The 20,909-nt window shown below is 67.7% G+C and carries 24 protein-coding genes; 7 read left to right on the top strand and 17 right to left on the bottom strand.

Annotated features, from left to right (window positions below; genetic code table 11):
* Window positions 1-106: 106 nt before the first annotated feature.
* Window positions 107-1,030, top strand: a complete 924-nt coding sequence (locus tag NF556_RS04660; RefSeq protein ID WP_252594330.1) for an AEC family transporter — start codon at window positions 107-109, stop codon at window positions 1,028-1,030.
* 7 nt (window positions 1,031-1,037) lie between these two features.
* Here NF556_RS04660 and NF556_RS04655 read toward each other — a convergent pair whose 3' ends face one another.
* Window positions 1,038-2,735 carry an ABC-F family ATP-binding cassette domain-containing protein gene (locus NF556_RS04655; protein WP_252594329.1) on the bottom strand — a complete coding sequence of 566 codons (1,698 nt, stop codon included), beginning with the start codon at window positions 2,733-2,735 and terminating at the stop codon, window positions 1,038-1,040.
* Between the two features lie 64 nt (window positions 2,736-2,799).
* A complete protein-coding gene (locus tag NF556_RS04650) occupies window positions 2,800-4,179 on the bottom strand; it encodes an LVIVD repeat-containing protein (protein WP_252594328.1) in 1,380 nt (459 codons plus the stop codon).
* 175 nt (window positions 4,180-4,354) lie between these two features.
* Here NF556_RS04650 and NF556_RS04645 point away from each other — a divergent pair, with 175 nt between their 5' ends.
* Together NF556_RS04645 and NF556_RS04640 are read left to right on the top strand one after the other, a co-directional pair.
* Window positions 4,355-5,068 carry a DUF305 domain-containing protein gene (locus tag NF556_RS04645; RefSeq protein ID WP_252594327.1) on the top strand — a complete coding sequence of 238 codons (714 nt, stop codon included), beginning with the start codon at window positions 4,355-4,357 and terminating at the stop codon, window positions 5,066-5,068.
* A 145-nt stretch (window positions 5,069-5,213) separates the two neighbouring features.
* The gene (locus tag NF556_RS04640; protein ID WP_252594326.1) at window positions 5,214-5,651 is read left to right on the top strand and encodes a cupin domain-containing protein; all 438 of its coding nucleotides are present in this window, start codon (window positions 5,214-5,216) and stop codon (window positions 5,649-5,651) included.
* Window positions 5,652-5,696: 45 nt separating this feature from the next.
* Here the strand turns inward: NF556_RS04640 and NF556_RS04635 are convergent, their stop codons facing one another.
* Window positions 5,697-6,782 (bottom strand): class I SAM-dependent methyltransferase, encoded by a 1,086-nt coding sequence (locus NF556_RS04635; RefSeq protein WP_252594325.1) that lies wholly within the window; start codon window positions 6,780-6,782, stop codon window positions 5,697-5,699.
* A gap of 187 nt (window positions 6,783-6,969) precedes the next feature.
* Here NF556_RS04635 and NF556_RS04630 point away from each other — a divergent pair, with 187 nt between their 5' ends.
* Window positions 6,970-7,980, top strand: coding sequence for a GlxA family transcriptional regulator (locus tag NF556_RS04630; RefSeq protein ID WP_252594324.1), 1,011 nt, complete (start codon window positions 6,970-6,972; stop codon window positions 7,978-7,980).
* A gap of 51 nt (window positions 7,981-8,031) precedes the next feature.
* Here the strand turns inward: NF556_RS04630 and NF556_RS04625 are convergent, their stop codons facing one another.
* Together NF556_RS04625 and NF556_RS04620 are read right to left on the bottom strand one after the other, a co-directional pair.
* The gene (locus tag NF556_RS04625) at window positions 8,032-8,355 is read right to left on the bottom strand and encodes a TraR/DksA family transcriptional regulator (RefSeq protein ID WP_252594323.1); all 324 of its coding nucleotides are present in this window, start codon (window positions 8,353-8,355) and stop codon (window positions 8,032-8,034) included.
* Between the two features lie 4 nt (window positions 8,356-8,359).
* Window positions 8,360-9,280, bottom strand: coding sequence for a LysR family transcriptional regulator (locus NF556_RS04620; protein WP_252594322.1), 921 nt, complete (start codon window positions 9,278-9,280; stop codon window positions 8,360-8,362).
* A 72-nt stretch (window positions 9,281-9,352) separates the two neighbouring features.
* On the opposite strand from NF556_RS04620, the gene NF556_RS04615 reads away from it, so the two are divergent.
* Together NF556_RS04615 and NF556_RS04610 are read left to right on the top strand one after the other, a co-directional pair.
* A complete protein-coding gene (locus NF556_RS04615; protein ID WP_252594321.1) occupies window positions 9,353-10,327 on the top strand; it encodes an EamA family transporter in 975 nt (324 codons plus the stop codon).
* A gap of 9 nt (window positions 10,328-10,336) precedes the next feature.
* Complete coding sequence (locus NF556_RS04610; RefSeq protein ID WP_252594320.1) at window positions 10,337-11,437, top strand: hypothetical protein; 1,101 nt, start codon at window positions 10,337-10,339, stop codon at window positions 11,435-11,437.
* Between the two features lie 57 nt (window positions 11,438-11,494).
* On the opposite strand, the gene NF556_RS04605 is transcribed toward NF556_RS04610, so the two are convergent.
* Entirely contained in the window at window positions 11,495-12,148 is a 654-nt protein-coding gene (locus NF556_RS04605; RefSeq protein ID WP_252594319.1) for a hypothetical protein, read from the bottom strand.
* A gap of 99 nt (window positions 12,149-12,247) precedes the next feature.
* Between NF556_RS04605 and NF556_RS04600 the strand changes: the two genes are divergently transcribed.
* Window positions 12,248-12,604, top strand: coding sequence for a UBP-type zinc finger domain-containing protein (locus tag NF556_RS04600; protein ID WP_252594318.1), 357 nt, complete (start codon window positions 12,248-12,250; stop codon window positions 12,602-12,604).
* A 33-nt stretch (window positions 12,605-12,637) separates the two neighbouring features.
* On the opposite strand, the gene NF556_RS04595 is transcribed toward NF556_RS04600, so the two are convergent.
* The 11 genes from NF556_RS04595 to secY form a co-directional block, all read right to left on the bottom strand.
* The gene (locus tag NF556_RS04595) at window positions 12,638-13,468 is read right to left on the bottom strand and encodes a tRNA pseudouridine synthase A (RefSeq protein WP_252594317.1); all 831 of its coding nucleotides are present in this window, start codon (window positions 13,466-13,468) and stop codon (window positions 12,638-12,640) included.
* Window positions 13,469-13,550: 82 nt separating this feature from the next.
* The gene (gene rplQ / locus NF556_RS04590; protein WP_252594316.1) at window positions 13,551-14,339 is read right to left on the bottom strand and encodes a 50S ribosomal protein L17, sunset domain variant; all 789 of its coding nucleotides are present in this window, start codon (window positions 14,337-14,339) and stop codon (window positions 13,551-13,553) included.
* A gap of 23 nt (window positions 14,340-14,362) precedes the next feature.
* Window positions 14,363-15,385 carry a DNA-directed RNA polymerase subunit alpha gene (locus NF556_RS04585; protein WP_252594315.1) on the bottom strand — a complete coding sequence of 341 codons (1,023 nt, stop codon included), beginning with the start codon at window positions 15,383-15,385 and terminating at the stop codon, window positions 14,363-14,365.
* Between the two features lie 252 nt (window positions 15,386-15,637).
* Window positions 15,638-16,246 (bottom strand): 30S ribosomal protein S4, encoded by a 609-nt coding sequence (rpsD, locus tag NF556_RS04580; protein ID WP_252594314.1) that lies wholly within the window; start codon window positions 16,244-16,246, stop codon window positions 15,638-15,640.
* A 28-nt stretch (window positions 16,247-16,274) separates the two neighbouring features.
* Complete coding sequence (rpsK, locus tag NF556_RS04575) at window positions 16,275-16,682, bottom strand: 30S ribosomal protein S11 (protein ID WP_252594313.1); 408 nt, start codon at window positions 16,680-16,682, stop codon at window positions 16,275-16,277.
* 129 nt (window positions 16,683-16,811) lie between these two features.
* On the bottom strand, window positions 16,812-17,189 hold the full coding sequence (rpsM, locus tag NF556_RS04570) for a 30S ribosomal protein S13 (protein WP_252594312.1): 378 nt from the start codon (window positions 17,187-17,189) through the stop codon (window positions 16,812-16,814).
* 204 nt (window positions 17,190-17,393) lie between these two features.
* The gene (rpmJ, locus tag NF556_RS04565; protein ID WP_006592630.1) at window positions 17,394-17,507 is read right to left on the bottom strand and encodes a 50S ribosomal protein L36; all 114 of its coding nucleotides are present in this window, start codon (window positions 17,505-17,507) and stop codon (window positions 17,394-17,396) included.
* 66 nt (window positions 17,508-17,573) lie between these two features.
* Complete coding sequence (gene infA, locus NF556_RS04560; RefSeq protein ID WP_143782494.1) at window positions 17,574-17,795, bottom strand: translation initiation factor IF-1; 222 nt, start codon at window positions 17,793-17,795, stop codon at window positions 17,574-17,576.
* Between the two features lie 227 nt (window positions 17,796-18,022).
* Entirely contained in the window at window positions 18,023-18,886 is an 864-nt protein-coding gene (gene map, locus NF556_RS04555; protein WP_252594311.1) for a type I methionyl aminopeptidase, read from the bottom strand.
* A gap of 4 nt (window positions 18,887-18,890) precedes the next feature.
* Entirely contained in the window at window positions 18,891-19,484 is a 594-nt protein-coding gene (locus tag NF556_RS04550; protein WP_252594310.1) for an adenylate kinase, read from the bottom strand.
* Window positions 19,484-20,809: a preprotein translocase subunit SecY gene (secY, locus tag NF556_RS04545; RefSeq protein WP_252594309.1), complete on the bottom strand. Its 1,326-nt coding sequence runs from the start codon at window positions 20,807-20,809 to the stop codon at window positions 19,484-19,486. The genes NF556_RS04550 and secY overlap by 1 nt, the downstream gene beginning before the upstream one ends.
* Window positions 20,810-20,909: the final 100 nt, after the last annotated feature.

Genomic DNA, 20,909 nt, shown 5'->3' with positions numbered 1-20,909 from the left:
ACCGTAGCGCCCCTGCTCGTCGGCCTCACCCGCGGGGGCCAGCCCCTGGCAGTGCACCGGGTGCCGCACCGCCGGGTCGAGCCGGAGCGGATAATGACTGCCCGTGGTGGCTGTCCTGCAGGGATTCTGGCTGATCGCGGTGGTCATCGCGATCGGCTGGCTGCTCGCGCACACCAAGCTGTTTGATCGCGAGGGCCAGCAGCTGCTCGCCCGGTTGACCTTCTGGGTGGGGTCGCCGGCCCTGCTCTTCCTGGTCGTCGCCGACGCGGATGTCGGCACCCTGTTCTCCGGATTCCTGGTCGCCACGCTGGCTGGCGTGCTGGTGACTGCCACGGCCTATGTGCTGTTTGCCCGGCTCGTGCTGCACCGCCCGCTGTCACACGCCGTGATGGGCGGGATGAGCGTCAGCTATGTCAACTCCAACAACCTGGGCATCCCGATCGCGATCTATGTGCTCGGTGATGCCTCGTGGGCGGCCCCGATCCTGCTGCTGCAACTGTTGGTCCTGCAGCCGGGATGGCTCGCCGCCCTGGACGCCACCGGGCGTTCGCGGGTGTCCGTTCGACGGCTCGTGCTCTCGCCGCTGACCAACCCGCTGACGATCGGCAGCCTGCTCGGCCTGATCGTCGCGGTGACGGGGGTGGAGCTGCCCGATCCGGTCCGTGCCCCGATCGATCTGATCGGTGGTCTGGCCATCCCGTGCATGCTGCTGGCCTTCGGCATCTCCCTGCGGCTGTCCCCGGTGCCGCGGGGGCGGGGCAACCTCGCCGAGCTGGGCGCGATGGTGCTGCTCAAGCTGGCCGTGATGCCCTTGACCAGCTGGCTCGTCGCGGGCCCGGTGCTCGGGCTCTCGTCCGAGGAGGTGCTCGCAGCCGTGATCATGGCCAGCCTTCCCACGGCCCAGAACGTCTTCATCCTCGCGGTGGCCTATCGCCGCGGCGAGAACATCGCCCGGGACAGCGTCTTCCTCACGACCTTCCTGGCGATGCCGGCCATGCTCCTGCTGGTCCACCTGATGGGCGCGGGCTGATCCACCGTCAGCGCTCTCGGACCACGCGACCCTCGTCCCACACCGGCTCGTTGGTCTCGCGCACCTGGCCGTCCGCGCCGAACACCAGGAACCGGTCAAAGCCGCGAGTGAACCACCGGTCGTGGGTCACCGCCAGCACCGTCCCCTCGAAGGCGGCCAGTCCGGTCTCCAGCGCCTCGGCCGAGTGCAGGTCCAGGTTGTCTGTGGGCTCATCGAGCAGCAGCAGGGTCGCACCGGACAGCTCGAGCAGCAGGATCTGGAACCGTGCCTGCTGGCCACCCGAGAGCGAGTCGAAGGTCTGCTCCCCGGACCGCGCGAGCTCATAGCGGTCCAGGACACGAGCCGCCTCATCACGCGGGCGACCGCGACGGTGCTCATCGCCGCGGTGCAGGATCTCGAGCAGGGTCCGGCCGACCAGAGCCGGATGATCGTGGGTCTGGGCAAACCAGCCCGGTCGCACGCGGGAGCCCAGTCGTGCGACCCCCGTGTGCGACACAGCGGCCGGGACCACGTCACCGATAGGCCGGTGCTCCACATCTGGGTCGGAGCCGCCCGCCGCCAGGAGGCGCAGGAAGTGTGACTTGCCGGACCCGTTGCTGCCGAGCACCGCCACCCGCTCGCCGAACCAGACCTCGAGGTCGAATGGCTCCATCAGTCCGCTGAGTTCCAGACTCTCGCAGACCACGGCACGTTTGGCGGTGCGACCGCCCTGCAGCCGCATCGTGACCTGCTGCGGGATCGCGACAGCCTCCGGTGGGCCGGCCTCCTCAAACCTGCGGAGCCGGGTCTGGGCCGCGTGATACTGGCTGGCCATGTCGGCGTTGTAGGACGCCTTCTGCTTGTACATCAGCATCAGCTCGCGCAGCTTCGCGTGCTCCTCGTCCCAGCGTCGACGCTGCTCCTCCAGCCGCTCATTGCGCTGCAGCCGGGCCTCGTGCCAGGTGGCGAAACTGCCTGGGTGCACCCACAGGGCCGCACCGGCAGCACCGGGCTCCAGGGTGGCGACCCGCGTGGCCACGGTGGAGAGCAGCTCGCGGTCGTGGCTGACGAACAGCACGGTCTTGGGTGACTCCAGCAACTGGCCCTCGAGCCACTGCTTGCCTGGCACGTCCAGATAGTTGTCGGGCTCGTCCAGGAGCAGGACCTCGTCGGGGCCGCGCAGCAGTGCCTCCAGCGCGAGCCGTTTCTGTTCACCGCCGGAGAGGGTGTCGGTGGTGCGCCACTGTGCCTGCTCGAACGGCACGCCCAGGGCGCTGACGGTGCACACGTCCCACAGGGTCTCGGCGTCATAACCGCCGACGTCCGCCCAGTCCGAGAGCGCCTGGGCATAGGCCATCTGGGACGGCTCGTCGTCGACGGTCATCACGTCGTGCTCCGCCCGGTCCAGTGCCTCCGCTGCCTTGCGGATGTCCGGAGGCGAGACCGAGACCAGCAGGTCGCGCACGGACGGCTGCTCGTCGGTGCCGGTGCGGCCCATCGTGCCGATGAACTGACGCATCACGCCGAGTCCGCCCGTGCGGCTCAGCGAGCCGGAGGCGGCCTGCAGGTCGCCGGAGAGCAACCTGAGCAGGGTGGTCTTGCCCGTGCCGTTGGGGCCGACGAGCGCGACCTTGACGCCCTCCCCCACCCGCAGGGACACGTCATCGAGCAGCGGCCGCCCGTCCGGCAGGACAAAGCTGACTCCATTGACCTCAAGATGACCCACGGCCCCATTGTCGCTGCGGGCCGCGGGTCACCTCAACCGGGATTCGGGAGTGCTGAGGGCTTGCTCAGTTTCCGCCGCGATACATCGGCTGCGTCTGGACGTTCAGCTCGTCCATCTGGACGTCCGCTGCTGGATCGGTCAGCGGGTCGCTGATCGTCAGGACGTCAAACCCCTTGGTGATGTCCGAGGAGTAGATGTGACCGTTGTAGTAGTAGGCGGACCACGACCCACCCAGGATCAGCTCGCTGTCACTGATCGGTCCTCGCTCGAAGAACCCGATCTCCTGGGGGTTGCTGGAGTCGGTGAAGTCCCAGACGGACACGCCACCCTGATACCACGCCTGGACCATCAGGTCCTTGCCGTTGACCGGGATCAGCGAGCCGTTGTGCGCCACACAGTTCTCGGTGTCGAACTGGTGACGGTCGATCTTGTAGTAGGACTGGAAGTCCAGGCTGCGTCCTCGCAGGTCATAGATCGCGTTGGCACCTCGGTTCGGCCCGATCGCCTCGTTGCAGGTCGCGGCGCCACCGCCGCCGAGCTCATCGGTGAACACGACCTTCTTGGCCTGCTGGTTGAAGGTGGCCGAGTGCCAAAAGGCGAAGTTCTCGGTGTCGCGGACGCGCTCCACGACCTTGGGCTCCAGCGGCTTGGCGATGTCCAGGATGATGCCGTCACCCATGCACGCACCGGCCGCAATGTTGCGCTGTGGGAAGGCCGTGATGTCGTGGCACCCGCTGGTGTTGGTGTAGCCACCACCGTCCTCTGCGAAGAGGTTCGGGGTGGCCACGACGGCGGCCGCCTCCGGGTTGTCGACGGGCACGTCGATGATCGAGATCAGGTCGTGGGGCGGCTGGCAGTCCGGGTAGGCGTCCCGGGGGCCGTAACTGCTCACGTACAGGTAGACGTTCTTGCCGTTCTTGGCGGGGACCAGGGTGTGGGTGTGCGAGCCACAGTTGGTCTCGACGGCCGCGACATACTGCGGGTTCGCAGGGTCGCTGACGTCAAAGACCCGCATGCCCTCCCAGGCCTCCTTATTGGTCGCGCTGAGCGATTCGCTCTGACAGGAGTCGTCGGAGCGGGAGGAGTCCACGGACAGGAACAACAGGTCACCATGCACCGTCACGTCCGCCTGGCCTCCGGGGCAGAGCACCTGGCTCACCGTCTGCGGAGACTCCGGGTCGGAGATGTCATAGACGATGAAGCCGTTGTAGTTGCCCACGAAGGCCAGGTCTCCCTGGAAGGCCATGTCGGTCCCGAACGAGTCCGCGAAGGCACCCTGTGGGGGCACGTGGGCGGTGTGCTCGACGTTGTCGCTGGTGGCGACCTCGTCGACCTCCAGGTCTGTCCCCGAATCTGCCGCAACGGCGGCGATTGCTGGTCCCCCGACCAACGCGACGGCGAGCGCTGCAGCCTGCAGCCCCCTGGTCATTCCCTTGGTGAACATCATTGTCCTTCCTGGTGGGCGGCCGCCCGTGGCCTGGGCAGAACCGGCATGCACTGTTCAGACTAGGGACGCTGGGCCAGCGCGAACAGGGTCCGTCCGATTCCCAGACAGAACCTTTACCTCAGGCTTCCGACCAGCATGGTTGGCTAGGGGAATGCGTGCGCACCGGTTGGCCGTGAGCGGTCTCGTGATGCTGGCCCTGGTTGGGTGCTCAGCCGAGGAGACCTCACCGGACCAGGACACGGCCACGGGTGAGGCAGCTCCCACGACTCGGGTCCTGCAGCCCGGACATCCCGGCGAGGACAACGTCGTGGCGACGACTGCGGTCGAGGTGGCCACGCCCACGGCGTCCGCAGCCGACGTCACGTTCATGCAGGAGATGATCGTCCACCACGCGCAGGCGATCGAGATGGCCGATCTGGTCGAGGGAGACCTTGACGACGCCGAGGTGCAAGCGATCGCCGCGCGCATCCGCGATGCCCAGCGACCCGAGATCGAGGCGATGGCGACCTGGCTCACGCTGCACGGTCACCCGGTCCCGGCTGTCGCTGGCGAGGCGGGGGTGGACCTGGAGCGGTTGAGAGCACAGGAACTGCCGGCGGACCACGACGGCGAGCACGAGAGCCACGGCGGAGGGCACGAGATGCCGGGGATGGCAACAGCTGAGCAGATGCACTCTCTGGGGGAAGCCCAGGGCACCAAGGCCGACCTGCTGTTCCTGGAGTTGATGAGCGCGCACCACCAGGGTGCTCTCACCATGCTCGATGAGCATGCTGCCGGCGCCAGCGACTTGCGGGCCACCGAGATGGCCGACGAGATGGCAGCCGAGCAACAGGCCGAGATCGGTCGCATGGCCGACATCAGGGACCGCCTCCAGACCTCTGACTGAACTCCGCAGCGGGCCTGCGTCGGGTCTGGTGTGGGCGGCCTCTGTCCCGGCTCGCAGCTCCGGCGCGGGCTCACTACTGTCGGAGGCAAACGGCTCGACCCACCCTGAGCCGTCCCCGCACGTCCCATCCGATAGGAGCAGGTTCATGGCTGAGGCGAAGGACTACACGACCGCGACCGACCACGGCGATGGACCCTATGTCGTCGACATCGAGCAGGAGACGATCGACAACACGGAGTATCGGCGCACCCTCTGGACCGGCAAGCACCTGCAGTTGACGGTGATGAGCATCGAGGTGGGTGACGACGTCGGGCTGGAGGTCCACCCGGAGAACGACCAGTTCCTGCGGGTGGAGAAAGGCGTCGGCCGCACCGAGATGGGCCCGGCCGAGGACGACCTGCCCTTCACCCGCGACGTCAAGGATGATGACGTCATCCTGGTGCCGGCCGGCACCTGGCACAACGTCATCAACACCGGTGACGAGCCGTTGAAGCTCTACGCCCTCTATGGCCCGCCGGACCACGAGCCGGGCACTGAGCACCCGACCCACGAGGACGCCGAGCAGGACCCGAACGAGGAGTGAGGGGCGGCACGCCCCGCCAGGGGCGTGCCGCCTGTGTGCCAAGGATCAGCGTCTGGCCTCGATGACGAGGTTGAACGGCGTCTCCGCGACCACCCGCACGCGGTGGAAACCACCCGCGTTGAGCACAGCGGTCAGACGCTTGAGCCCGGCCTGGGCGCCGAGCACGAGCTGGCCACCATCGGCGATGGCGTGCGCGGTGCAGATCATGCTTGACGCCGCGTAGTAGCTCTGGCCGACAACATTCAGATTGTCTTCGAGCCGGTCACCGGCATTCGGCTCGACGAGCAACAGCGCGCCGTCGGGACTCAGCGCTGCCTCGGCGTGCCTGACGACACCGATCGGGTCGCCCATGTCGTGCAGTGCGTCGAAGAAGCAGATGAGCCCGAAACCGTTCTGTGGATACTCGTCTGCGCGCGCGACCGTGAATGTCACGTTGTCCTGGACGCCTGCCTCTGAGGCGTTGTGCCGTGCCTCGATCACGGACGCCGCGTGGGTGTCGAAGCCGTGGAAGCGCGATGTCGGATACGCCTCCGCCATGATGATCGTCGAGTGCCCGTGACCGGATCCGACGTCGGCAACGTCGATGCCCCGCGCGAGCGCCTCGTGGACACCGTCGAGGGCCGGCAACCACTGCGACGTGAGGTTCGCGCGGTACCCGTTGCGGTAGAAGGCGGCAGTGCCGTGTGCGAGCCGCGGGGCGTGGTCGCCCCACGCGATGCCTTCGCCGGTGCGGAAGGCCTGGAGCGCCTTCGTTTCATCCGCCCACATGGCTGCCGGTGTGCTCCACGCCGTCGGCAGATAGAACGGGCTGCTGTCGACCGCCAGCACCATCGCCTGCTCCGAGGTCATCGAGAACGTCCTCGCCTCGGCGTCGTACTGGAGGTATCCCGCGGCAGCCTGTGAGGCGAGCCAGTCGCGCACATACCGTTCGGCACAGTTGGTGCGCTCGGCGAGCTCGACTGAGGTGACGGGCCCGGCATCGGCGATCGCCGCATACAGCCCGAGCCGGGCGCCCAGACTGATCATGACGCCGAGGTAGCCCGCGGCCAGGTGGTCGACGGCGCGACCAGCAAACTCGATCAGGGCAGCCTCGTCGATGGCTGCCGTCGAGACGGAGGTGTCTGTTGACATGGTGCTTCTTTCGTGGGTCGGCCACCGGTGGATCCGGTGATCGCAGCGTGCTCTGAGTGCCGCCGCTGAGCCTGGTGGCGAGCGTTTGTCGCCATGAGTCAATGGTTGTGCGGCACGGGGTTGAGCGGCAGTGGCAGATCGACCCTGGTTCGGTTCATACGTGCCATGCTTGGGCGATGAGGTCGGCATGAGTCCACCTCGCACCCTGCGTGTGAGCATCGTCGCACTGCCCGAGAGTGGGGTCGCGACCATGTTCGGTGTCTACGACGTGCTGAACTCGATGGGCATTCTCGGCCTCATCGACGAGGCTGAAGCACCGCCGTTCCGCGCCGAGATCGTTGGCCTCAGCGAGGGTGCGCTCGCGGGAGTCAGCGGTGTCCCCGTGCCCGTCGCGCGGGCCGTCGCCGACATCGCCGAGACCGACATCATCATCGTGCCGTCGGTGGTGCTCGGCCGCGACGGTTGGCGCACCGGCCGGCATCCGGAACTGGTCGAGTGGACGGCTCGGATGCACGAGCGGGGTGTGCTGCTGTGCTCGGCATGCTCCGGCATCTTCCTGCTCGCCGAGACAGGGGCCTTCGACGGCCACGACGTCACGGTGCACTACGACTACGCACGACACCTGCGCGATGCCTATCCGAGCATCCGCGTCCACCCGGATCGGGCGCTGCTGGTCGCTGGTGCACACGACCAACTCATCACCTCGGGCGCCTCGACGTCGTGGCACGACCTGGTGCTCTACCTGATCGGGCGGTTCGCGGGGGCCGCCGTCGCGCAGGAGGTGGCCCGCACGTTTGCGCTGCAGTGGCACCAGGACGGGCTTGCGCCCTACATGGTGTTCGACGGGCGCTCGGATCACCATGACGCCGTCGTCTCGGACGCGCAGGCGTGGCTCCGCACGCATTCTTCCGCCGCAGCACCGGTCGAGCTCATGGTGGCGCGCTCGGGACTGGCCGAGCGCACCTTCAAGCGGCGGTTCACGACAGCGACTCAGATGAGTCCGCTCGCCTACGTCCAGCGCCTGCGCATCGAGGAGGCCAAGCGTCGACTCGAAGGCACCGAACAGTCGGTCGAGGCGATCAGCAGGCACGTCGGCTATGAGGACGCCGCCTTCTTCCGGAGGTTGTTCAAACGGACCACCGGGGTGCCTCCGGGGGCCTACCGCAGGCGTTACCGGGTGCCCACCATCGAGCGGTGAGGAGCGCAGCCCCCGTGGCGCCACTCCACCGGGCAGCGGCGGAATGGACGGTCAGCTGTGCTCGAGGCAGTGGGTCGACCAGGGGCGCACCTCGAGGCGGCCAGCGGGGATCTGCGTGCCACACTCGTCGCAGCGTCCGTAGCTGCCCTCGTCGAGCTTGGCCACCGCGCGCTGCACCTGGTCGAGGATGTCCTTGAGGTTGTCGTGGGCCCCGACGGCGGTGAGCCGGTCGACGGCCATGGCGGTGCCGTCACCGACCCGCTTGCCAAAGCTGATCGCGCCCTGGTCCTGCTCAGGGCGGGTCAACCGCGCCATCTGCTCGTGCAGGTCGGCCTCCTTGGCCTCCAGCTCGGCACGCATCTCCTGCTCGTCCATCGCCCTACCCTGCCACCCCGGGCGCCGAATCTCCCCCGAGGTCAGCACCCGCCCGCTCGATCGCGGCGAGGGTGCGCTGGACTGCGAGCCGCGCGGCCCGGTCCGGGCGCTGGATCGCCAGGACCACGCGCCCGGTGTCGACACCGACGAGCGGGCGCAGCACGACCCCCTCGCGCAGGCGGGTGGTGAACCGCGGCAGCATGGCCACCCCGCACCCGGCGGCCACCAGGGACTCCACCAGTCTGTTGTCCCGCACGCGCTGCACCACCTGCAGCTGGGCGCCAGTCGTTGCCTCGATGGCCTGCAGCACCGTGTCAAACGGGAACCCCAGTGGCACCCCGATCCACGGATCCTCCACCAGGTCCTCGGGCCGCACCGACTCGGCACCGGCCAGGCGGTGCTCGACCGGCAGGGCGACATCGAGCGGCTCGCGGACCAGACGGGTGACGCGCAACGCCTCGGTGCCGGGCGGTCGACGATCACTCAGCGAGTGGCCGATGACGATGTCGTGGTCCTTGGTCAGGTCGGCCCAGTCGGCCTCGGCGACGTCTGCGTCGTGGCAGGTGATCTCGATCCCGGAGCCGGCGAGTTCGAGGAGCGCCGCCGGCAGCAGATACTCCCCCGCACTGGGGAGCACCATGATCGACACGGTGCCCGTGGGGTGGTGCCGGAAGGCGTCCCAGTCCGCGGTGACCTGCGCCAACACTGTCGCCACGTCCACGGCGCGGCGGGCCAGCAGCTCACCTGCCTCCGTCAACCGCAGACCGCGCCCGAGGGGCTCCACCAGTTGGGCACCCAACTCACGCTGGGCGGTCTGCAGTTGCTGGGACACCGCGGACGGCGTGCGGTGGGTGGCACGCGCCACGGCGGTCACACTCCCCCGCTCGGCCAACTCACGCAGCAACTCCAGGTGGCGGACATCCATGAAGGAAGCCTACAGATATTCATCACGACATTTCGCTTGTCCTGAACAGTCAAAAGACGCATTCTTTTCCGTATGCCGATCCGTCACCGTCTCCTGGCCGTCTCGGTCGCGATCATGTGGGGGCTCAACTTCACCGCGATCCACGCCTCCCTGGAGCACTTCCCGCCGTTCTTCCTGGTGGCCCTGCGGTTCCTGGTCCTGGCGGTGCCCACGATCTTCCTCGTCCCCTGGCCGCGGGTGCCCGTGCGGTGGCTGGTCGGCTATGGCCTCGGGTTCGGCACACTGCAGTTCCTGTTCCTCTATTGGGGCATGTCCGCGGGGATGCCGGCGGGCCTGGCGTCCCTGGTGCTGCAGGCCTCGGCACCCTTCACCGTCGTCCTCGGCGCGCTGTTCCTGCGAGAGCGGCTGACCGGCCTGCAGGTGGTCGGGATCCTGATCGCCGTTGGCGGGCTCGCCCTGGTGGGGGCGCACCGGGCCCAGCTGGCCGCGGTCCTGCCCTTCCTGCTCACCCTCGCCGGGGCCCTGGGATGGGCCATCGGCAACATCTGCAACCGGCAGGCCCGCCCGCGCAACCCGCTGCACCTGGCGCTCTGGGTGTCGGTCGTCCCGCCCCTGCCGATGCTCGCCGTGTCCCTGGTGGTCGAGGGGCCCTCCCGGATCGGCACCTCCCTGAGCACAGCCTTCACCCCGCAGGCCCTGCCGGCCATGGTGGGGCTGGCCTACACGGTGGTCATTGGCACGGTGGTCGGCACGGGCATCTGGACCTGGTTGATGGCTCACCACCCGGCGGGCGTCGTGGCGCCCTACTCGCTGCTGGTGCCGGTCGCCGGGATGTTGTCCGCCTGGCTCGTCCTGGGCGAGACGGTCCGGGGCCCGGAGATCCTCGGCGGCGTGATCGTGGTCGCGGGGGTCCTGCTCGGATCCCTGCGCCGACGCCCCCGCGCCAACACCAGCACCCCTGCGGCAGTCTCGCCGGAGCCGCTGCCCGAACCCGTTCCGGTGACGTCTGGGCCACACCAACCGTCAGGAGCCGGTCCCACCTGGTGAGATAGGGGCATGACGATCCACGCACCTCGCCTCGCCGTTTTCGCCGTGGCCACCGGCCTGGCCCTGGGCGGTTGCTCGGCAGCCGATCCGGCCGCCGACCAACCCGAGGCAGTCGTCGCCGTCGAGTGGGCCGAGCACCTCTGCCACGGCCGCTACACCGACGCTCACGCCCTGATGGCCGAGCAGGCACGAATCAACCCCAGGACGAGTCCGGACAACCCACGGCTGATGGCTGCGGACCACTTGGCGGCCGACGACCTGGATCGCCTCAACAGTGCCGGCACCGAGACGTCCACCGAGATCGAGGTGGAGGAGGTCACGGCGGGCACTGGGTCCGACCCCTCGTCCGTCGCCCTGAGTGGCTCCTGCTGGGGTGAACCGTTCAGTCACACAGTGGAGGTCGCTGAGAGCGATGACGGGTGGCAGGTCTCCACCGAGCTGCCCCTGTGGTCGACCCCCACCCTGTTCGACTATCCCGGTCACAACGCCTTTGCCCAGCTCACCTTCGAGCGAGGAGTCGCTTTCAGCGGTTCCGGCCAGGGCAGCGACCGGTGGCTCCTGCTGCCAGGTCGACACAACGTCACGGTCCCGCCGCACTTTCTGACGGGGGACGCAGTCCAGAGCGAGATCACCGTCGACGCCTTCCGCATCGTGGAGCAGGGCTCCCTGCCGGCGGTCTCCACCGATCAGATCGACGCGGCGTTCACGGACTTCGCGACCACGTGCGGCGACCTCTGCCTGGTCACCCCGGGTGAGGCTGCGGGGTCAGACGCACCAGGTGAGGAGCCCGTGCCACTCACGCCCATGACCATTGAGCCCGTGACAGGGGCCGAGGCGCACCTCACGGCAGATGCCGTGCTGATCCGCCCCACCGGCGCAGCCCCGGGCTTCTATGACACCCGGCCCGAGTCGTGGGGTCAGGAGGACTCTCCCGACACCGGTGTGGCACTGCTCGAGAACGTCGCCCTGGAGCGCACCTACCTCAGCTGCCCCGCTGATGCCGCGCCCTGCACGGTCACGGTCGCTGAGAAGCTGGACGGACTGGAGCCCGTCTTCGCGCTGCTCTTCGTCGACGCTGGGGAAGAGGTCGCCGTCAGCGGCCTGACCTGAGCCGGCTCACTTGAGTCGGGGGCCCAGGCAGCGCGCTGCGGGGACCACCCCGCCTGCTCAGCCCAACCACCAGGTGTCCATGTCGATCAGCCAGTGACTGCGCAGCGTGAGGCCACGCTCCAGCGAGGCCGCGATGCCCGCCACCAGGAGGGTGGTGTTGAGCCAGGCAGGGAGCGAGATCGGTGAGGTGAACGTGCCGACCCGCTCGGCGACCACATCCAACCCGGTGATCAGCTCGAGCAGTTGCGGGACGAAGAGCACCAGCCCGACCAGCAGGATTACGATCGCCACGCGTCCGATCCACCGGCTGAGCCGCGGGTGGCGGTGGTCCAGCACGGCCCGCCAGTATTCGCCGCTGTGCCGGATCGGCCGCAGCACGCGCTCGGGTTCACCGGCGTCGGACACCAGGTGCATCCGGCTCACACCGAACGTGCCGACCGCAACCTCCACGGCTCCCCCGGGCACCGCGAAGGCCGCAGGCTGCTCGGCCACCAGGTGCTGACGCCCGTCCCGATAGAAGCGGACCTTGTCGTCCAGGTCGAAATAGTCGACGTCCACGCAATAGGCGTGCTGCACCCCGTCGTCGTCGGGCAGGTCAATCTGGAAGACCGACCGGCTCAGCACCTGCCACGGCCGGTGGGCCTTCAGCGTGCTCCCGTCACCGGGCTCGGCCTTCGCCAGCTGGCGCTGCCGTTTCCATCGATTCCACACGAGGTCCCCTGTTCGTCGTGCACTATTCTGCCCGCCCCGTCCCACCCCACGGACCTCCGATCCCTGCCATGATGGAAACCCCCGTGTAAGGAGCGTCCGATGACACCTGCTAACGGCATCGATGTCACTGTCCCGCCGAGCGGCACCGGCTGCGTTGAGTGCCTGGCCACTAAAGACAGCTGGTGGTTCAATCTGCGCAGGTGCGCCCAGTGCGGGCACGTCGGCTGTTGCAACAGCTCCCCGTCACAGCACGCAACGGCACACTTCACGGAGACCGGCCACCCGGTGATGCAGAGTTTCGAGCCCGGCGACGACTGGTTCTACTCCTACCCTGATGACCGGAAGGACCCGAGCGGCCCGGATCTGGCGCCACCCACGAGCCACCCTGCTGACCAGCCCAAGCCGGGACCGGCCGGCAGGGTCCCGGACAACTGGGAGTCACTCCTGCACAAGTAACCACCCCCTCAGCACGGTGCTGAGTCGAGTCTGCTAGTCCAGCGTGCGGACGGCTCTCGTCAGCTCCGCCTGTGCGGCGAGCTCCTCGTCGGGCGGATAGACGATTTCTTCCAGGCACAGACCGTGGGCCGGCATGACCCTCAACCACGGGACCCGCGCCCCACCGGCGCGGAGCTCGGTGGGCCAGCTCTCGGCATACCGCCGCTCTCCCACGGGGACCACAGATCCGACGAGGGAGCGGACCATGCTGCGGCAGAAGGCATCTGCCACAACCGTCCCGGTCAGTATGCCGTCTGGTCCCCTCTCCCAGGAGTAGTCCAGGAGCGTGCGCACCGTGGTCGCTCCCTCCCGGTGCTTGCAGAAGGCGGCGAAGTCGTGGAGCCCGATGAGGCCGCGCGCTGCCTCATCCATCGCCTCAACATCAAGGGGCCTCTTGTGCAGCACCGTGTCCCTGCGCCGCAGCGGGTCCAGCGTCGCCGCGGCGTCACAGATCCGGTAGGTGTAACGGCGCTGCAGGGCGGAGAAGCGGGCGTCGAAGCTGTCCGGGACCTCCCGGGCACTGCGCACCACGATGTCTGCGGGCAGCACCCCTGCCAACCGGACGACCGCGGCCGCGTGCGGTGAGCGACCGGCTCGTGGTGGCAGGCTCCGCCAGGCCTCCGGGTCGATGTCGGCGTGCGCGACCGAGCCGCGGGCGTGGACACCAGCGTCCGTGCGCCCGCCCACGGTCAGCCGGACGGGGTCGGTGCGCAGGATCGTCCCCAGCGCTCGGGAGAGCTCGTCCTCGACGGTGCGCAGCCCGGGCTGGGCCGCCCATCCAAAGAAGTCGGTGCCGTCATAGGCCAGGTCGATCCGGATGCGCACCCCGCAAATCTACCCGGCACAACGGCGAGCGCCCGCCTCCCCTGGGGGAGACGGGCGCTCGCGGTGTCAGTGACAGGCAGACTCAGGCGTCGTCCTTGTCGGTGCCGATCTCGGCACCGGCGTCGGCGGACTGCTTGGCAGCGCCACCGGCCGGCTCGAAGCCAGCAGCCTCGGCGGCCTCGGCCGTGCGGAACCACACCTCGGCCTCGGTGGCGTCATACCACTGCGAGCCCTCGACGTGATACTTCATCGAGTCCTTGTTGCCCTTGACGGTGAAGCCCTCGGGGGCCGAGCCGTCGTCGGTGACCGGCGCGGAGTCCGGGCCGAAGCCGCCGTCGGCGCCATCAGCGGTCTTGACCGTGTTGGCTGCCTCGGTGGTGTCCTCGGTGACGGTCTCGTTGACCTCGACGACCTCGGCCGGAGCCGCCACGGGGGCAACCTCGGTGGCCTCGGCGTCCTTGGCGGCACGCTTGGTCGCACCCTCGGCCTGCGTGACGACGGCCTTCTTGGCCACCGGCTCGCGGACCAGCTCGATCACGGCCATGGGGGCGTTGTCGCCCTTGCGCGGCGCGATCTTGGTGATGCGGGTGTAACCGCCCTGGCGCTCGGCCATGTCGGGAGCGATCTCGGTGAACAGGCGGTGCACCACGCCCTTGTCGCGGACGGTGGCCAGGACGCGGCGACGGTTGTGCAGGTCACCGCGCTTGGCGAAGGTCACCAGGCGCTCGGCCATCGGGCGCAGGCGCTTGGCCTTGGCCTCGGTGGTCGTGATGCGGTCGTGCTCGAACAGGGCGGTGGCGAGGTTGGACAGGATCAGGCGCTCGTGCGCCGGACCGCCGCCGAGGCGCGGGCCCTTCTTGGGGGTAGGCATAACTCAGGTCTCCTCTTACGGAATCAGTACTGCTCGTCCTCGGCGAAACTGGCGTCGCCCTCGTCTTCCAGGTCCTCCGACAGGTCAGCCTGGGCCGGGTCAAACCCGGGAGGGCTGTCCTTGAGTGCCAGGTTCATCTCGGAGAGCTTCTCCTTGACCTCGTCGATGGACTTCGCACCGAAGTTGCGGATGTCCAGCAGGTCGGCCTCGCTGCGGCTGACGAGCTCGCCCACGGTGTGGACGCCCTCGCGCTTGAGGCAGTTGTAGGACCGGACGGTCAGGTCCAGGTCCTCGATCGGCAGGGCCAGGTCGGAGGCCAGCGCGGCGTCGGTCGGCGACGGGCCGATCTCGATGCCCTCGGCCTCGACGTTGAGCTCACGGGCCAGACCGAACAGCTCGACCAGGGTCTTGCCGGCGGAGGCCATCGCGTCGCGCGGAGCCATCGAGTTCTTGGTCTCGACGTCCAGCACGAGGCGGTCGAAGTCGGTGCGCTGCTCGACACGGGTCGCCTCGACGTTGTAGGTCACGGCGAGCACCGGCGAGTAGATGGAGTCGACCGGGATGCGGCCGATCTCCTGGTCACCGGACTTGTTCTGCTGGGCGGAGACGTAGCCGCGACCGCGCTCGACCGTCAGCTCCATCTCGACCTTGCCGCTGTCGTTGAGCGTGGCGATGTGCAGGTCGGGGTTGTGGACCTCGACACCGGCCGGCGGCGCGATGTCCGCTGCGGTGACGGGGCCTGCACCTTGCTTGCGCAGATACATGATGACCGGCTCGTCGTGCTCGCTGGAGACGACCAGGGTCTTCAGGTTCAGGATGATCTCGGTGAGGTCCTCCTTCACCCCCGGGATGGTGGAGAACTCGTGCAGCACGCCGTCAACGCGGATGCTGGTGATCGAGGCACCGGGGATGCTGGACAGCAGGGTCCGGCGCAGGGAGTTGCCGAGCGTGTAGCCGAAACCCGGCTCCAACGGCTCGATGGAGAACCGCGACCGGGAGTCGGAGATGACTTCCTCGGACAGGGTGGGACGCTGTGCAATAAGCACGATGTTTCCTTTCCACGGGCGACCGCTATATGACGCCCGGTGAGGTTGCCGGCCAGGCCGGCGCATCGGGACCAACTCGGTCCTTGGTTCCGATGGTGAGACACAGGTAAACGGTGCGTGACGGCATACCTGCTGCTCGCAGAGCCCGGGGAAACCGGCGAGCGTGCGAGCCCTGGTTTCTCCGGAACAGCCAGGAACTCGCGAGCTTGCGAGCTCCTGGCCGTCGGGGGTCTGGGGGCAGAGCCCCCAGTGTTAGTTCTTGGAGTAGAGCTCCACGATGAGCTGCTCGGTGAGGATCGTGTCGATCTGCTCACGCACGGGCAGCTGGTGGATCAGGATCTGCAGCGAGCCCGGGACGACCTTCATCCAGGCCGGGATCGGGCGGTCACCGAAGGTCTGGCGAGCCAGCTCGATCGGGAACTTCTCGACGGACTGCTTGCGGACCGTGATGATGTCGAACTGCTCGACGCGGTAGGACGGGACGTCCACGCGCGTGCCGTTGACCTCAAAGTGACCGTGCGTGACGAGCTGGCGAGCCGCACGACGGGTGCGGGCCAGACCGGCGCGGTAGACCACGTTGTCGAGGCGGGACTCCAGGATGGTCAGCAGGTTTGAGCCGGTGCGGCCGGGGCGACGTGCGGCCTCGGCGTAGTAGCGGCGGAACTGCTTCTCCATGACGCCGTAGGTGAAGCGAGCCTTCTGCTTCTCCTGCAGCTGCGTCAGGTATTCCTTCTCCTGGCTGCGGCGACGACCGTGCTGCCCCGGGGGGAACGGACGGAGGTCGAAGTTCTTGTCTCCACCGACGAGGTCGACCTTGAGCCGGCGGGACTTCTTGGTGATGGGTCCGGTGTAACGGGCCATGTTGTTTCCTTACCTTCCCTTCCGGATCTCAGACGCGACGCTTCTTGGGGGGACGCACACCGTTGTGTGCCTGGGGGGTGACATCAGAGATGGCACCGACCTCGAGGCCAGCAGCGGTGAGCGAACGGATGGCGGTCTCGCGACCGGAACCCGGGCCCTTGACGAACACGTCGACCTTGCGCATGCCGTGGTCCATGGCGCGACGGGCCGCAGCCTCGGCAGCCATCTGGGCGGCATACGGGGTGGACTTGCGCGAGCCCTTGAATCCGACCTGGCCGGATGAGGCCCACGCGATCACCGCACCGGTGGGGTCAGTGATCGAGATGATGGTGTTGCTGAACGTGCTCTTGATGTGAGCCTGCCCGAAGGCAACGTTCTTCTTTTCCTTCTTGCGCACCTTGCGTGCGCCGGCCGTGCTACGGCTCTTGGGGGGCATTCAATTCTCCTGACGAATAAGCAAGTTAGGTGTCTCCCTGTCCACGACGCCCGCGAGTGAAGCGAGCGTTCGGGGTCTGGGGCGGAGCCCCAGCGGGGGAAGTTGGGGGCAGAGCCCCCGACCGACTGATTACCTGGCGGCCTTCTTCTTGCCGGCGACGGTCCGCTTGGGACCCTTGCGAGTGCGGGCATTGGTCTTGGTGCGCTGACCGTGCACGGGCAGACCGCGGCGGTGCCGCAGGCCCTGGTAGCTGCCGATCTCGACCTTGCGGCGAATGTCGGCTGCGACCTCACGGCGCAGGTCACCCTCGAGGCGGTACTCGCCCTCGAGGTGGTCGCGCAACTGCACCAGCTGCTCGTCCGTCAGGTCCTTCACGCGGGTGGACGGGTCAACGCCCGTGACCTCCAGCGTCTTGTTGGCGCGGGTGCGACCCACGCCAAAGATGTAGGTGAGAGCGACCTCGACGCGCTTTTCGCGCGGGAGGTCAACACCGATGAGACGTGCCATGTGGCTGTTCTCCTGGTTTCGTGTGGAGGTCGTGGGGCAGCACCGGTCCGCATCCTCTGTGGTGGGCCCAAGGGCCCGCGGTCCCCGGCCTCCACGCCGGGGGTGACGTCCCGCAAATCGGGGGTCGGGTGCTGCGTACTGCTTTCAGTTGTCGTCGTGGTCGGAGCCGCGACTCGTGCTGGACAGCGTGTGCTGCCCGGGCGATCAGCCCTGGCGCTGCTTGTGGCGCAGGTTCTCGCAGATCACCATGACCCGGCCGTTACGGCGGATCACCTTGCACTTGTCGCAGATCTTCTTGACGCTCGGCTGAACCTTCATGTTCTGGTGCCGTCTTTCGGATCTGGTGGGTGGATGCTGGCTGGTTCGGGCCGGGGCCCGCTCCGGTCAGCGGTAACGGAAGACGATGCGTCCGCGGGTCAGGTCGTACGGGCTGAGCTCCACAACGACCCGGTCCTCGGGGAGGATCCGGATGTAGTGCTGACGCATCTTGCCCGAGATGTGAGCCAGCACAACGTGACCGTTGGTCAGCTCGACTCGGAACATCGCGTTCGGGAGGGCCTCCACAATGGAGCCCTCAATCTCAATGACGCCTTCCTTCTTCGCCATGTCCTCCACATTTCTGAGTGACCACGGCCCACCCAGGGTTAACCTGGGCGAGATGCGATCACAAGGTTGGTTGCAACACTCGGTCCGCCCTCTGGGCACCCCTGAAGGAGTCCAGACGTGGACCGAGGATCGAGTCTACGCCACGAGGGTGCCTGAGCACGAATCGCCGCTGATCGACCTGGTAGGCCGACGCCTGGCTCAGCGGATCAGGTCAATCGCAGGTGTGATCAGTTGAGCGCAGCCGTGGCCGCGCCGAGCTCGGTCAGCTTGGCCTGGCCACCGTCCAGGGCCGTCAGCACCCACAGCCCTGCCTCCGTGACCGCCACGGTGTTCTCCCAGTGGGCCGCTCGGGAGCCATCGTTGGTGATGACGGTCCAGTCGTCCTCCAGCGTGGTGGTCTCGATCGTGCCGAGGGTGATCATCGGCTCGATGGCCAGCGTCGCACCGGACGGCACACTCGGCCCCTTGGAGGTGACGGAGTAGTTCGGGACCTGCGGGTCCATGTGCATCTCCGTCCCGATGCCGTGGCCGACATAGTCCTCGAGGATGCCGTAGGTCAGCTCCTGCCCTGCCGCGCGACGCCGCTCGAGGCTCGCCTCGGCATACTCCTCCACCGCGTCACCAATGGCGAACAGCCGCCCACCGGTCTGCAGGGCGGCGATGCCGGCCCACATGGCAGCCTCGGTGTCCTCGACCAGGGCCACGTCCTCGGGGCGCCCGGCCGCGGGGCCACCGACGATCAGCGAGATCGCGGCGTCGCCGTGCCAACCCTGATAGATCGCGCCACAGTCGATCGAGACCAGGTCGCCGTCGCGCAGGACCCGCTCCCCCGGTATGCCGTGCACCACCTCTTCGTTGACGCTCACACAGAGTGACCCGGGGAAGCCGTGGTAACCCTGGAAGGACGGGATCGAGTCCAGGCTGCGGATGTGCTCCTCTGCCACCGCGTCCAGTTGCCCGGTGGTGACCCCGGCAACGGCACGCTCGCGCATCAGCTCCAGCGTGCGACCGACGACCAGGCCGGCCTCGCGCATCAGCAGAATCTGCTCAGTGCTCTTGGCCTCGATCTTGGGACGCCTCAGAAAGGACATCGGCTCAGAGCGGGGTGGAGCTGGCGCCGTTGGTGCGGGTGTCCAGCGCCTCCTGGATGCGTGCGGACACCTCGTCCACCGTGCCCATGCCGTCGACCTGGCGCAGCAGTCCGCGCTCCCGGTAGACCTGGGCGAGTGGGGCGGTCTCCTCGGCGTACTTGTCCATGCGGGCCCTGATGATCTCCTCGGTGTCGTCCGAGCGGCCCTGGGACTGGGCGCGCGACAGCAGCCGGCCGATGACCTCCTCGGTCTCCACGACGAGCTCGAGCACCGAGTCGAGCTCGGCGCCCTGGTCGGCGAGCATCTCATCGAGAGCCTCAACCTGGACCAGCGTGCGCGGATAACCGTCCAGCAGGAAGCCGGTGGAGGCGTCGGGCTCGGTGAGGCGGTCGCGCACGATGGCGTTGGTGACCTCGTCGGTGACATAGCCGCCGCTGGCCAGGATCTCCTTGACCTGCAGGCCCAGCTCGGTCTCGTTCTTGATGTTGGCGCGGAAGATGTCGCCGGTGGAGATGGCGGGGATCGCGCGGTGCTCCGCGATGTGTGCTGCCTGTGTGCCCTTGCCCGCACCGGGGGGGCCGAGGATGATCATGCGCATCAGCGGAGGAACCCTTCGTAGTCGTGCTGCTGGAGCTGGGACTCAATCTGCTTGACGGTCTGGAGACCGACACCCACGATGATGATGATGGATGCGCCGCCGAAGGGGAAGTCCTGGCTGGTGCCGAGGACGTTGAACGCGATGAGCGGGATCAGCGACAGGATCGCCAGGTAGATCGCACCCGGGGTGGTGATCCGGTTGACGACGTAGGCGAGGTACTCAGCCGTGGGGCGCCCCGCGCGGATGTTGGGGATGAAGCCGCCGTACTTCTTCATGTTGTCCGCGACGTCGGTCGGGTTGAAGGTGACCGAGGTGTAGAAGAACGCGAAGAAGATGATCATCGTGACGTAGAGAACCATGTAGACCCAGTGGGTGTCCTGACCGCTAACGCCCATGCCGAGGTAGCGGTTGACCCAGGTGACCCACTCGGGCGGGGCCGAGCCGTCCGACGGGGTGTTGAACTGCCCGATCATCGTCGGGAGCATCAGGATCGAGCTGGCGAAGATGATCGGGATGACGTTGGCCATGTTCATCTTCAGGGGGATGTAGGTGGACGTGCCGCCGTACTGGCGACGTCCGATCATCCGCTTGGCGTATTGCACCGGGATGCGGCGCTGACACTGCTCGACGAAGACGACCAACGTCATGATGATCACGCCGAGGACGAGGACCAGGGCCAGGGTCGTCCAGGACTTCTGCTGGATGACCGCCAGGGAGCTCGGGAAGCCGGCCGCGATGGCGGTGAAGATCAGCAGCGACATGCCGTTGCCGACACCGCGCTCGGTGATCTGCTCACCCAGCCACATGATCAGGCCGGTGCCGGCGGTCATCGTCAGCACCATCATCACGATGACCGGGACCGACTCGTCCGGCATGACCGTCGAGCAGGTGGTGCCGAACAGGGAGGAGGGGTTGCGTGCAAAGGTGATCAGCGTGGAGGACTGCAGGACCGCCAGGCCGATGGTCAGATAACGCGTGTACTGCGTCATCTTGGTCTGACCGGCCTGTCCCTCCTTCTTCAGCTCCTCGAAGCGTGGGATGACCACGGTCAGCAGCTGCACGATGATCGCCGCGGTGATGTAGGGCATCACGCCGAGGGCGAAGATCGACAGCTGGAGCAGTGCCCCACCACTGAACAGGTTCACCATGCCCAGGGCGGCGTTCGTCGACGTCGCCATGTCCTGACAGCGCTGGACCAGCCCATAGTCGATCCCGGGTGCGGGGATGTGGCTGCCCAGGCGGAAGACCGCCAGGATGCCGAGCGTGAAGAGGATCTTGTTGCGCAGATCCGGCGTCTTGAACGCTCGCACGAATGCGGAAAGCACGAGGATTTTCCTCCCAAGGTCCCGCAGCGGCGGGCTCACACAATGATCCGGGTGACGATAACACCCGGAGGATGGAGCGAACGAAGCCCCGGGGTGCCAG

The organism is Ornithinimicrobium faecis (assembly GCF_023923225.1).
GTDB classification, from domain to species: domain Bacteria; phylum Actinomycetota; class Actinomycetes; order Actinomycetales; family Dermatophilaceae; genus Ornithinicoccus; species Ornithinicoccus faecis.
This window is presented reverse-complemented; position numbering and strand designations above follow the sequence as displayed.